This window comes from Siculibacillus lacustris, assembly GCF_004328075.1.
GTDB lineage: Bacteria > Pseudomonadota > Alphaproteobacteria > Rhizobiales > Ancalomicrobiaceae > Siculibacillus > Siculibacillus lacustris.
The window spans coordinates 1-12,424 of record NZ_SJFN01000032.1; the positions used below are offsets into that span (position 1 = coordinate 1).

Here is a 12,424-nt window from a genome sequence, read left to right on the forward strand (position 1 = left end):
GTGAATGGGCGACCGTCTTCGGCGATGCCAAGATGACGACCGCGTTGCTCGACCGGCTCACCCACCACTGCCACATCCTGGAGACAGGGAACGACAGCTTCCGCTTCAAGAACAGTTCGGCGAAAACGGCCAAACCAACCAGGGAGAAGACGAGGAACTTGACCGCCAACTGACCAACCGACCATCATCAAGGCGGGTCAGTTCTCAGTGGAAAGCCTGGGTCAGTTCTCCGCGGAAATCAACATCCACCGGGCCGAGCCGGCGGGCGGAGATCGCCCGGACGCGATAGACGCAGCGCTGGCGCGGCCCGCTCTGCAGCGTCCAGTCGAACTCGTCCTCGTCGATCACCGCGTAGCGCAGCCACGAATCGGGGCCGCCCCCGGCCAGGACCCGGTCGAGATCGTCCTCGCCGAGGCGGTCTGCGCGCGGCGTGATGTCGTCGCGCCAGGCGAAGGCGCAGGTCAGGAGCAGCGTGCCGCCGGGCCGCAGCAGCGCAGTGGCCTGGGCCAACGCCCCCAGCGGCAGGCGGCAGGAATCGACGAGATCGAGCATCAGCACCGCGTCGAAAGACTCGGCGGCGAACGGCGGATCGAGGGCATCCGCCAGCACCGCCGGCCCGGCGTGACGGCGCAGCAGCGCGAAGTTCAGATCGAGGCCGACGATGTCCGGCCGATCGGTCCAGCCGACACCGCAGCCGAGGTCGAGGATCGCCGCGCCCGGACCCGGCAGGCGCGGCCGCGCCCAGGCCCGGACGGCGTCGTCGCCGCCGTCGCCATAGGCCGAGAGCAGGGCGCGGTCGCGGGCGAGCACACCGCCGGCGTCGTCGACGATCCGCGCGAGCAGATCGGGCGGAAGATCGGCGCGGCACAGCACCGCCGGGTGCTCCTCGCGCATCCAGCTCGACAGGTCGGGCAGGACCAGCGCCACGCCGTCGATCACCGGATGACCGGTCCCGCAGGCCGGGCAGACGAAGCCGATGGGGTGCGGCTCGAGCCGGGCCGAGGCCGCGACGCCGTCGATTCGGCCCCGGCAACGCGGGCAGATCAGCGGCAGCGACGACGGCCAGGCGGCGGGCACGGGCGGTCAGCCTCCGACGATCACGGTCGGACTGCCCTCGACCAGCGTGCCCATGCCGCCGCAATGGGCGGTCATGTCGCCGACGCGCGCCGCCGGGAGGCCGTTGATGAGCACGGTGGAGCTGCCGGCGGCGACCTTCCAGGTGTTGGGGCCGCAGCAGGCGGCGTGCATCCCCGGATCGGAGACGCGCAGGGCCGGCCGCTCGTTGACGTAGACGTTCGGGGACCCGGCGATCGCCGGGCCGATCACCGGATGGGGGCACGCCGGACAGCCATGAGCATCCGCGGGGTTGAACGCCTTGTCCCCCAGGCGCGACTGAAGCGGCATGGCAACCTCCTGCGACGCCGTGCTTCCGTCATACGCTTCCTCATTGAAATGTTTTGAGTAATTCCATTTTATCCGCAGTTGTGCGGAGCTCACGACGGCGGCGCGCCGTGCACCGTGCGACGGGGGAAACCCGGCGCGGCCTCAGTGGCTGGCCATGGTGCGGGTGGTCGATCCGGCTATCGCCACGGCGAGGCCATGGGCGATGCAGCCATAGGCCCAGTCGTTCATGTGCAGGCCGTCGGCGGTGACGAAGGTCGAAAACGGCATGTGCTCGACTTCGGCCCAGCTCTTCATCAGCGCGAATCGGTCGAACAGGCCGACCCGGAGCTCGTTGCCGGCCACCGCGACGAGGTCGATCATCGCCGAATAATCCGGGCGTTCGAGGACGCGCGGCGAATATTGCGGGTTCATCAGGACGACTTCGCCGCCGACGGTGCGCACCCGGCGCACGCCTTCGCGCACGTCGAGGAACACCGGCCACATGTCGTGGCGATTGAGCAGGGTGTTGGTGCCGACCTGCCAGATCACCAGATCGGGCTTCTCGGCCATCACGTCGCGATCGAAGCGCAGCATCTCGTCGCGGGTCTCGTTGCCGTTGACGCCTTTGTTGACGACGGTGATCGCCGACTTCGGATAGAGCGTCTGCAGTTCCGCCTGGAGACGGCTCGGATAGGTGCGGGACGGGTCGGTGGCGCCGAGGCCGAAGGTCGAGGACGAGCCGAAGGCGACGATCTTGAGGGGTTCGCCGCGCACGAGCCGCTCGGCGACCCGCGGCAGCGGCTCACTGAGGCGGACCTGGTCGGGCCGCACCCGACAAGCCGGCGCCGCCGTCGAGATTTCGGCGCGGGCGGCGGGGGTCGAGACAGGCCCTTCGGCACGGGCGGCCGGCGCCGCGGTCAGGGCCACGGCGCCGGCGATCGCAGCAGCGCGCAAGGCGGAGCGCAGGCCGGGCCGCGGACGGGCGGCGGCGGGACGCGGAGATCTCGGCAAGGTCGGCAAGCCCATGTCTCGTCCTTCGTCGAATGGGTCGGTCTATCCGTCAGGGGGGCGGCGGCGCCTTGGGAGGGAGCGGCGGCGGCTCGGATTCCTTGCGTCCGAACAGGCCGCTGCCGACGGCGCGGGCCAGATATTCGGCCATGCAGTTGTAGCCGGCCGCCGTCAGCTCGGCATCGGACGCCGGCACTTCCTGCGGTTTCTGCAGACGATTGATCGTCTCGACGACTTCGTACCGGCGGATGCGCAGGACGCCTTCGGCCTTGGCCACCTCGGCCAGCGCCTCACGGGTCGCCTGATACTGCGGATCCTCGCGCAGGACCCGGACATATTGCAGGCCGATCAGCACGGTGTCGACCTCGTGGTCGCGCAGCCAGCGGATGGTGTCGCGGACCGTCGCGGCGAGCTCCTCGGGATCGACGCCGGCCAGCGCGTCGGCGGTCCCGACCTGCCAGAACACCACGTCGGGGCGCGAGCGGGCTACCTCCAGGCGGATCCGGGCGGCGACGTCGCGGCCCAGTTCGCCGGAGACGCCGCGCTGGACGATCTGCACGTCGAGGCCCTTGAAGGAGCGTTCGAGGAAGGCTTCGACCACGCTGGCATAGTCGCGCGAGCCATAGGGGCGGCCGCCGATCGCCGATCCGCCGATCGCCAGCACGACGATGCGGTTGCGCGACTTGAGCGCCGCCGCGACGAAGGGCAAGGGCACCGTCGAACTCGCCTCGACCCCCGGCGCCAGACATTCGGGCGGCACCGGCGTGCCGACCGTCTCGACCGGCGGTTCGGCCCGCAGCGGCGCGGTGAGGAGACCCGCGGCCAGGGCCAGGGCGATCGCCGTCCGCCACCGCCGCCCGGCCCTCATCGCGACGTCTCCAGCCATTCGTGGCCGGCCGCCACCGCATAGAGCAGCAGCAGGCCGCCGGCGACCGCGGCGGTGTCGAAGGCGATGCCGCCGCGCACCGCGAAGCGGCCGATCTGCAGCGCGAGGCTGAGCAGCGAGCCGAGGCAGAACACCAGCAGGGAATTGCGCCCGAGCAGCGACAGCACCGAGACCAGCGGCGGCACGAAGCGGGCGATGGTCGGATAGACCGCCGAGAAGGCGGCGACCAACAGCAGGAACTGCATCACCCGGATCGGGCTCAGAAAGCTCTTGGCGTCGACGAACAGGAGGTGTGGCTCGGGCGCCAGCGTCGGGTCGAGTTCGAAGCCGTACCAACGCGCCCAGGCGGCGGCGGCGAGGATCGGGATCGCGACGATCCGCACCCAGCCGAGATTGCGACGCGCCCAGCCCCCGGCGCCGGTCGGCCGGGCGAAGAGAAACCCGAGGACGAAATCGAATTGCCAGCACATCGGATTGAAGAACCATTCGCCCTGGGTCGGCCAAGTGGTGAACGTCGCCTCGGTTATCAAAGACACGATATATATTAAGAAAGATACCGTCAACAGAACCGTTTGATTGAAGCGATCCAATAGCGCGATCAGGGGCGACAACAACAGGAGAACGACGTAGAGAGGAAGTATGTCGAAGTACCCGAGCTGGTGGGTGAGCAGAACCAGACCGATGTGGGTCTCGACCGGCTCATAGAACACCGCCGCGGCGTTGAACCATTCGAGGATCAGCGGATTATCGAGCAGGCGCGCGGCGGCGGCGAGCATCGCCACGGCCAGCATGACGATCACCACATGCGCCGAGAAGAGCTGGTAGGCGCGCAGCACCAAGCGACCGACGAGGCGCACGGCCGGGGCCGGGGCGTCGGGCGGGCCGACCACGAACTTCAACGACCAGCCGGCGAGGAACACGAACAATTCGGCGGAGTCGGACAGTGACAGGGCCTTGTGGGTGAACTGTTCGTAGAAATTCCCCGGAACGTGGTTGACGAAGATCTCGATCAGCGCAAAGCCGCGCCAGAAGTCGACGGCATTGGCATCCCTCGGCACGTGTCGTCGCCCTCGGTTCGAAGCTGCTTCTGAAGATACGCCGATCCACGGGACTGACCAGGGGCGATAACGCAACTGCGTTCGACCCAGCGACCGTCCGGCGCCGAAGGCGTACAGGCGGCGGGGGCGGCGCGGCGTCGCCGGGCGGCGCGGCGGAAAGGTCGCACGCGGAGGTGGTGACGCGATCGGCGGCGCGGCCTATCGTGGGGCTCGCCGATCGACATCCGGGTTTCGGAGACGACCATGACGGGACTTGCGAAGGCCCTCGCCGCCCTGGCGCTGCTGCTGGCCGGCGACGTCGCGGCGTCGGCATGCGACTGTGCCATTCCGCTCGATCGGGAGCGTGCCGTTCTCTCGAATTTCCGCGAGGTGGATTTGGTCGCCAAAGGTCGCTGGGTGCGGCCGCCGAAGCTTCCAAAGGTCGACGGGCGATCGGTCGGGCATGCCGAGTATCGGATCGAAGAGAGCTGGAAGGGCGCCCCGGTCGGTACGGTGATCCAGGTGGAGTTCACGTTGTCGGAGGACCCGGCCGCCGATTGCACGCATGGCAAACCGAAGGAAACGGAGTTCTTCCTGGTTCCCGTTCCGAAACCCGGCACCTATCGGCTGACGCCCGGATGTTCCTACCATCCGACGCAGGCGCTGCTCGACATCATCCACGAAGAGCGATCGCGACGCGAGGAGGCCGCGAAAGATGGCGATGCCGCAGCGCTGACCGAACTCGGCCAGTTCTATCGCCGCTACGGCTTCCGCGGGGAAGCGATTCAGACATTCCAGCGATTGCTTGCGATGGATCCCGCCGATCCTTGGGCGATGAGAGCACTGGGCGACGCCTACTTGGCGGCCGACCGCATCCGCGAGGCGATCGAGATGCTCGAAAGAGCGACCATGCCGGCGCCGATGGATGGAAAGAACGCCATTCTCTTCGCTCATGCCAAAGGTCTGTCGCGCAGAGTTTCGGCCGGAAGCGCGTCATCCCCGGGCGCGCGGGATGCGCTTTCCCTGAGCAAGAAGGACTTCCGGGAAACCGAATTCCTCGATCTGACGCTTTCGTAGCTCGACCTGACCGACGGCGTCTTCGAGAAGACGACGTGGGACGCCGTCAATTTCAAAGCGGTCACGATCGAACACGCGGTCTTCACCGGCAATCGCTTCTCGGGCGTGTATTTCGAGGACACGCTGTTTCGCGACGTGGCGATCCGCGACACGGTGTTCTCCGGCGGCGCCCCCTCCGGTCTGCGGTTCGAGGATTCGGAACTCGCCGGCGTAAAGTTCGAAAAATCGCGTCGGCTTACGCTCAACCTGACCAACGTTCGGCTGCGCGACGTCGATTTTTCCGGGATTCCGGTCTCGGACGACTTCCGCACCACCCGCTTCGACCACGTCCGGTTCGATCGCTCCGACCTTCGCGACAGCGATTTCAGGGGCGTCGATCTGCGCTCGTCGTCGTTCGCAGGAGCCAAGCTCGACGGCGTGACGATCGACTGCGCGACCCGGTTCCCCGACGGCTTCGATCGGTCGAAATTCCGGTTCGAGGGCGTCTACACCGCCTGCGGCGAGTGAGCCCGGGCGGCGTGGCGCGCTGAGCCGTTACGCGGCCCAGGCGAAACGCGCTCGGATCTCCGCGCGGCCCCGCGTTCCGGACCTCCCCCTCGCCGTCAGCGGAAGCGGACGATCAGCGCCTCGGCATCGGCGTCGCCGGAGGCCACCGACGATTCCACGCCTTCGAACACCGGGCCGAGGACGGTCATCTGATCCGGCGCGCCGAGCCGCTTGGCGGCGGCGTAGCCGAAGGCCAGACGGACGGACTTGGCATGGAGGACGGCGAGCTGCTTGCAGCGCTGCGCGAGCAGACGGACCGCGGAGCGGTTCCACTCCGCCACGTCGATCCGCAGTTCGCCGGCGGACACCGTCCGGATCAGCCCGGCGAATTCCGCATAACTGGCTTCGAGGTTCTGGGTCATTCGGTCGTCTCCCCCATCGGGCGCCGATGCGGCAGCCGTCTCCCTGTGTGGTCGATGGAACGGCCGGCCGCCTTGATCTCGCGCAGGTCGACAACAGATGAGGGCCGGCGACGTTCCCGTGCCGACCCTCGATTTTTAGCTCCGCGTGCGTTCGCGCCCCTCAGGCGGCCGAAGCCAGCCCCGCGTCGCCCTCGGCGAAGGCCACCGCGGCGGCGGCATGGAGCAGGGTGCTGTCGTAGATCGGCAGGGCGGAATGCTCCTGGCCGATCAGCAGGCCGATCTCGGTACAGCCGAGGATCACCGAATCGGCGCCGGCGGCGCGGCCCTTCTCGATGATCTCGACATAGGCGGCGCGCGACGCCGCGCGCACCGTCCCGCAGCACAGTTCGTCGAAGATCACGTCGTGGATCCGGCCGCGGTCGGCGGCGTCGGGGACGATCGGGTCGAGGGGGAAGCGGGCCTTCAGGCGGTCGAGATAGAAGCCGTGCTCCATGGTGTAGCGGGTGGCGAGCAGCAGCGGCCGGCGGCGGCCGGCGGCGACCAGCGCGGCGCCGGTGACGTCGACGATGTGGATCAGCGGCACGTCGAGGGCGGCGGCGACCCGGTCGGCGACCAGATGCATGGTGTTGGTGCAGATCAGCACGCAGCCGGCGCCGGCGCCGGCCAGGCGGCGGCCGATGTCGGCGAGGCGATCGGCGGCGCCGTCCCAGTCGCCGGCCTTCTGCAGGGCGACGATGCTCTCGAAATCGACCGAATGCAGCAGGATCTCGGCCGAGGCGAGACCGCCGCGCCGGGCCCGGACGATCTCGTTGATCGCCTTGTAATAGGTCGCGGTGCTCTCCCAGCTCATTCCGCCGATCAGTCCGATGATCTCGCTCATGTCCGTCCTCCGCCCAGGTTCGAAGAGACCCTAACGCGGGCGGGATCGAAAATGTCGGCCTGGTGGGGCGGCGCGGCGCGCGCCGACGCGGTTGATTTGCGTATCTTGGAAAAATATTTGAAAATCCGCGCGCCGATGAGAAAGGGCTTCGAAATGCAGCGCGCCGAGACCGATGAACGCGACCGAAAGATCCTGACGGCGCTGCAGGCCGACGCCTCGGTGCCGATCGGCCGTCTCGCCGAGGCGGTACATCTGTCGGTGTCGGCCTGTTGGCGGCGGATCAAGGCGATGGAGGACTCCGGTCTGATCGCCAAGCGGGTGGTGCTGGTCGATCGCCGCCGCGCCAACGTGCCGACCACGGTGTTCGTCGGCATCCGCACGTCGCGCCATTCGATGGACTGGCTGGAGAGCTTCCGCCGGGCGATCGCCGACATTCCCGAGATCGTCGAGGCCTACCGCCTGACCGGCGAGATGGACTACCTGCTGCGCCTGGTGGTGCCCGACGTCGACCATTACGACGCGGTCTACAAGCAGTTGATCTCGCGGCTCGACTTCACCGACATCACCTCGTTCATCGGCATGGAGGAGATGAAGTTCACCACCGCGGTGCCGGTGACGTATCTGTGAGGGGGGGCGGGCCTGGAGGCGGTTGCGCGCGGATCGCGGGTTCGGGGGGCAGGGACTCGCCGCAGGCTACCCTTCTCCCGCGAGGGGACCTTTGCGCAATTTCCCGATTCTTTTCGCTGGAGATCGAGCTCTACCGTCGCTCCCGGCGAGCGCAGCGAGGGAAGGGAGCGCAGCGAGGGAAGGGAGCCTAGAACTTCGGTAAGTTACTGAAAATATTATGGATCCCCTTCCCGGCGCGTGCCGCGCCGCCGGGGATGACGGCGGTGGGTGTGCACCCTCTCGGGTATCCGTTCGAGCGGATCGAAGACCCTGGGACAGATTGTGCAAAGGTCCCGCGAGGGGAGAAGGGGAAGGGGCTGTCCGTGCCGTCGCCGCCGCCAAGCAAAACCGGCCGTGATGTCGTCCCCTCCCCCCTCGAGGGGGAGGGACAGGGAGAGGGGGCGCGGCGGAGCCATCGGGTCTCGAGAGCGGAAGCGAGTCACAGCTCAGCCCCCCCTCTCTGTCTCTCCCCCTCGAGGGGGGAGAGGACGGTGTGGGACCGACCTTCGACCCTCGAAGGTCGGACAGGGGGGTACGAGCTCGACCGCGAGTCCAGCGTCCGTGGCCGCCCCCTCATCCGGCCTTCGGCCACCTTCTCCCGCGAGGGGAGAAGGAAGAGGGCGCGGTGCGGCGTGTCGCGGCCCATGTCATGCCGTGCGCCGCATGCCGGCGCTCGACGCGCGCGCCCCGACCGCGGTTTGACCGGCGCGGGGCGTGAGGCTAGAGACGAGTCTCCGGTCCGCCGTCCTCATCTCCCCGGGTCCCCCGCGTGCGTCGTCGGCGTGCCGGGGCGGCCGATCGATCGAGTGTCCATGACCCGTATCGTCCTCGCTCCCCTCCCCGCGCGCGCCCGTCGGCGCGGTCTCGCCGGCGCGATCGCGCTGCTGCTCGGCGTGCTCGCCGGCGCGGCGCCCCTCCGCGCCGCGGAGGTCGACGTCGGCGCCCTGGTGGCGGCGATGAGCCTCGAGGAGAAGCTGGCGATGGTGCGCGGCGCCGTCGATCCGCTGGGGCTCGGCGGGGCCGGTTACATCGCCGGGGTGCCGCGGCACGGCATTCCGCCGCTCCGAACCGCCGACGGGCCGGCCGGCATCGAGGCGCGGGCCGACGCCACCGCCCTGCCCTCGCCCGAGGCGCTCGCCGCCAGTTTCGATCCCGGCCTCGCCGAACGCTACGGCCGCGTGCTCGGGCGCGAGGCGCGGGCACTGGGCATGGACGTGGTGCTGGGGCCGCACGTCAACATCGCCCGACTGCCGGTGTTCCACCGGGTCAAGGACGAGTTCGGCGAGGATCCGCTGTTGACCGCGCGGATCGGCGCCGCCGAGATCCGCGGCATCCAGGCGGAAGGGGCGATGGCGATGGTCAAGCACCTCGCCGCCAACGACCAGTTCCACGGCCAGGACGTCGCCGACTTCCGCATCTCCGAGCGGGCGCTGGCCGAGATCCATCTGCCGCCGTTCGAGGCGGCGGTGCGCGAGGCCGGCGTCGCCTCGGTGATGTGTGCCTACAACCGGGTCAACGGCCCGTTCTCCTGCGCCCAACGCGACCTGCTCACCACCTTCCTGCGCGACCGCTGGGGCTTCGACGGTTTCGTCACCTCCGATTGGGACGCGGCGCGGGCCCAGGCCTTCGGCGCCGGGCTCGACGTCGAGATGCCCGGCACCACCGCGCCGACCTGGTACGGCAAGCTGGCGGCACGAGGCGCCCGCGATCCGGCGGCGATGGAGCGGCTCGACCGAGCGGTGACCCGAGTGCTGGTGACGATGCGGCGATTCGGCCTGCTCGCCGGGGCGTCGCCGTGGCGCGGACGGGCGGTGGTGCCGCCGCGCCCCGTCCTCGATCGCGACCGCAGCGCGGCGGTGGCGCGCGAGGTCGCGACCCGCGGCGCGGTGCTCCTGAAGAACGACGACGAGCTGCTGCCGCTCGGCGCCTCCGGGGCCCGCGGCGGCGTGCTGTTGGTCGGCGCCACCGCGGCGAAGCTCGCGGCCGGGGCCGGGGTCGAGCGCGCCTACGGCTTCCGCGACCGCGAGGTCTCGCCGCTCGACGCGCTGCGGGCGACGCTGGGGCCGACGGTGCGGATCGATCATCGCGTCGGCATCGATCTCGAGGGCGAGACCATTCCCGCCGAAGCCCTGACCTGGAGCGACACGCCCGACGACGCCGCGGCGCTGGCCGCCCGCTCGGCGAGCCCGAGCGTCGAGCGGGGACTGGTGCGCATGGCCTCCCATGACCCCGACGGCGAGGCCGACGTCGATTCGGTGCTCGACTTCACCGGCGCCGCGGCGCTGCCGGCCGGCGGCGACTGGACCTGGGCGGGGCTGCTGACGGTGCCGACCAGCGGCGTCTACGACCTGATGGTCGAGACCTCGGGCGGCCGGGCGCAATTGCAGTTCGCCGATCGGACGGTGAGTTCGGCGCGGATCGGCGCCAACGGCGGCGTCGCCCATCCCTGGTCGAGCGTGGTGACCACCGCCGACGGGCTCGACGTGGTGCCGCTGCGGGTGCGGCTGGCGGCCGGCCACCACTACCAGATCCGCCTCACGGCGAGCGCCCAGGCCGACACGCCGCTCGAACTGCGCTTCGCCTGGGTGACGCCGCAGGCCCGCGAGAAGGCGCTGCGCGAGGCGGTCGAGGCGGCGCGCAGCGCGGCGACGGTGGTGGTGTTCGCCCACGAGGACGGATTGCCGCCTGACCGCGACACGCTGGCCCTGCCGCGCGACCAGGACGCGCTGATCGCGGCGATCGCCGCGGTCAATCCGCGCACCGCGGTGGTGCTGGCGACCGGCCGGCCGGTGACCATGCCGTGGCTCTCCCGGGTCAAGGCAGTGCTGCTCGGCTGGTATCCCGGCCAGGAGGGCGGATGGGCGCTCGCCGATCTGCTGGCCGGCCGCGCCTCGCCCTCCGGCCGCCTGCCGCTGACCTTCCCGGTCCGCGACGACCAGACGCTGGCGACGGGGGAGCCGCAGCGCTATCGCGGCCTCGACGAGGTGATCGCCTATGACGAGGGCGTGTTCGTCGGCTACCGCTGGTACGACGAACGCGGCGAGGCGCCGCTGTTCCCCTTCGGCCACGGGCTCGGCTACGGCCGCTTCGCCTGGAGCGATGCGGCGGTGAGCGCAGTGGGCGACGGTTTCGAAGCGTCGGTGACGGTCCGCAACGTCGGCACGCGCACCGCCGCCGACGTCGTCCAAGTCTATCTCGCTCGCCCCGAGACCCTGCCCGAGGGTCTGCCGATGCCGCCGCGGGCGCTCGCCGGCTTCGCCCGGGTCGAGTTGCCGCCGGGCGGCGAGACGCGGCTGACGATTCCCTTGGAGCGGCGACGCTTCGAGGCGTGGTCGGAGCGCGAGCACGGCTGGCGGCTGGTGCCGGGGACGAGGGTCGTGGAATTCGCCGCCTCGTCGCGCGACGTGCGGCTGACCGCGATGGCGACGCCGCGCCCGTGAGCCCACTGGGGCGTCACTCGGCGGCGGCGCGGCGCAACTCGGCGATCAGCGCCGGCCCGAGGCGGCTCGCCATCTCGGCGCGCACCGGCTCCAGGGCGGCGACCCAGGCGGCGCGCTCCTCCGGCGTCAGGCGCAGGAAAGTGGTGTGGCCGGCGGCGATCATCGCGGCCAGCGCCGCCTCGTTCTCGGCACGGGCGATGCCGTCGGCATAGACCGTCGCCTCGCGCATCGCCCGCTCGAGCGCGGCACGCAGATCGGCCGGCAGGGCCTCCCAGACCTTCTGATTGACGATCACCGCATAGCCCAGATAGCCGTGATCGGAGAGGGTGGCATAGCGCTGGACCTCGTCCATCTTTTGGGTCGCCATGTTCGACGGGGTGTTCTCGGTGCCGTCGACGAGGCCGGTCTCCAGCGCCCGCCGGGCGTCGGCGAAGTCGATCGCCTGGGGCACCGCGCCGAGCGCCCGCATCTGCGCCTCGAGCACCCGCGACGCCTGGATGCGCATGCGCAAGCCGCGGAAATCCTCGGGCCGGCGCAGGGGCCGGTCGGCGCTCATCAGCTTGAAGCCGTTGTCCCAGAAGGCCAGGCCGACGATGCCGCGGTCCTTCAGGCGGGCGAGCAGGGTGCGGCCGATCGGGCCTTCGGTGACGCGGTCGAGGGCCTTGGGCGAGGGGAAGGCAAAGGGCAGGTCGAAGATCTCGAACTCCGGCAGACCGAGGGGGGCGAACTTGGCCAGCGACGGCGCCAGCATCTCGACGGCGCCGAGCTGCAGCGCCTCGAGTTCCTCCTTGTCCTTGTAGAGCTCGCTGTTGGGATGGATCTCGATGCGCACCCGGCCGCCGGTCGCGGCTTCGGCCAGTTCCTTGAACTTCTCCGCGCCCTTGCCCTTGGGCGTGTCGGGGGCGACGACATGGGAGAAGCGCAGGACGATCGGATCGGCGGCGGCCGGCGCCGCGGCGAACGCGACCGCGACGATCGCGACGACCAGGGCGGCGAGCCCCCCGCGGCGGGACGGTCCGGCGATGCGGGCTTGCAGGACCATCGGCGCCCCTCTCCCCTCGGGCAATTCGCTCTGCGGAGGCGAGCGGTTGCGCTATCCTGCCACGACGCGGTCGCCGCCGCACCCTCGCCCGAGACGG

The 12,424-nt window shown here is 70.1% G+C and carries 13 protein-coding genes; 5 read left to right on the forward strand and 8 right to left on the reverse strand.

Translation table 11 applies throughout. The features are described from left to right. Window positions 1-173, forward strand: a 173-nt coding sequence (locus EYW49_RS17770; RefSeq protein ID WP_165498317.1) for an ATP-binding protein, incomplete at its 5' end; no start/stop codon positions are given. 31 nt (window positions 174-204) lie between these two features. Here EYW49_RS17770 and EYW49_RS17775 read toward each other — a convergent pair. From EYW49_RS17775 to EYW49_RS17795, 5 genes are all read right to left on the reverse strand, one after another. Beyond that, window positions 205-1,077: a class I SAM-dependent methyltransferase gene (locus EYW49_RS17775; protein WP_131310974.1), complete on the reverse strand. Its 873-nt coding sequence runs from the start codon at window positions 1,075-1,077 to the stop codon at window positions 205-207. Window positions 1,078-1,083: 6 nt separating this feature from the next. Further along, window positions 1,084-1,404, reverse strand: coding sequence for a PAAR domain-containing protein (locus tag EYW49_RS17780; protein WP_131310975.1), 321 nt, complete (start codon window positions 1,402-1,404; stop codon window positions 1,084-1,086). Between the two features lie 141 nt (window positions 1,405-1,545). Next, the gene (locus EYW49_RS17785; protein WP_131310976.1) at window positions 1,546-2,409 is read right to left on the reverse strand and encodes an SGNH/GDSL hydrolase family protein; all 864 of its coding nucleotides are present in this window, start codon (window positions 2,407-2,409) and stop codon (window positions 1,546-1,548) included. A gap of 34 nt (window positions 2,410-2,443) precedes the next feature. After that, window positions 2,444-3,259: an SGNH/GDSL hydrolase family protein gene (locus EYW49_RS17790; RefSeq protein ID WP_165498318.1), complete on the reverse strand. Its 816-nt coding sequence runs from the start codon at window positions 3,257-3,259 to the stop codon at window positions 2,444-2,446. Continuing rightward, on the reverse strand, window positions 3,256-4,335 hold the full coding sequence (locus EYW49_RS17795; RefSeq protein ID WP_165498319.1) for an OpgC family protein: 1,080 nt from the start codon (window positions 4,333-4,335) through the stop codon (window positions 3,256-3,258). The genes EYW49_RS17790 and EYW49_RS17795 overlap by 4 nt, the downstream gene beginning before the upstream one ends. Window positions 4,336-4,578: 243 nt before the next feature. Here EYW49_RS17795 and EYW49_RS17800 point away from each other — a divergent pair, with 243 nt between their 5' ends. Next, on the forward strand, window positions 4,579-5,391 hold the full coding sequence (locus tag EYW49_RS17800; protein ID WP_131310979.1) for a tetratricopeptide repeat protein: 813 nt from the start codon (window positions 4,579-4,581) through the stop codon (window positions 5,389-5,391). Between the two features lie 105 nt (window positions 5,392-5,496). Next, window positions 5,497-5,898, forward strand: a complete 402-nt coding sequence (locus EYW49_RS17805; RefSeq protein ID WP_131311018.1) for a pentapeptide repeat-containing protein — start codon at window positions 5,497-5,499, stop codon at window positions 5,896-5,898. Between the two features lie 95 nt (window positions 5,899-5,993). Here EYW49_RS17805 and EYW49_RS17810 read toward each other — a convergent pair whose 3' ends face one another. Then, a complete protein-coding gene (locus EYW49_RS17810; RefSeq protein ID WP_131310980.1) occupies window positions 5,994-6,299 on the reverse strand; it encodes a hypothetical protein in 306 nt (101 codons plus the stop codon). 160 nt (window positions 6,300-6,459) lie between these two features. Beyond that, window positions 6,460-7,179, reverse strand: a complete 720-nt coding sequence (locus EYW49_RS17815) for an aspartate/glutamate racemase family protein (RefSeq protein ID WP_131310981.1) — start codon at window positions 7,177-7,179, stop codon at window positions 6,460-6,462. A 135-nt stretch (window positions 7,180-7,314) separates the two neighbouring features. On the opposite strand from EYW49_RS17815, the gene EYW49_RS17820 reads away from it, so the two are divergent. Continuing rightward, entirely contained in the window at window positions 7,315-7,806 is a 492-nt protein-coding gene (locus EYW49_RS17820) for an Lrp/AsnC family transcriptional regulator (RefSeq protein WP_228259667.1), read from the forward strand. Between the two features lie 851 nt (window positions 7,807-8,657). Further along, the gene (locus EYW49_RS17825) at window positions 8,658-11,285 is read left to right on the forward strand and encodes a beta-glucosidase (protein ID WP_131310982.1); all 2,628 of its coding nucleotides are present in this window, start codon (window positions 8,658-8,660) and stop codon (window positions 11,283-11,285) included. A gap of 13 nt (window positions 11,286-11,298) precedes the next feature. Here the strand turns inward: EYW49_RS17825 and EYW49_RS17830 are convergent, their stop codons facing one another. Beyond that, entirely contained in the window at window positions 11,299-12,327 is a 1,029-nt protein-coding gene (locus tag EYW49_RS17830) for a DctP family TRAP transporter solute-binding subunit (RefSeq protein WP_131310983.1), read from the reverse strand. Between the last annotated feature and the right edge of the window lie 97 nt (window positions 12,328-12,424).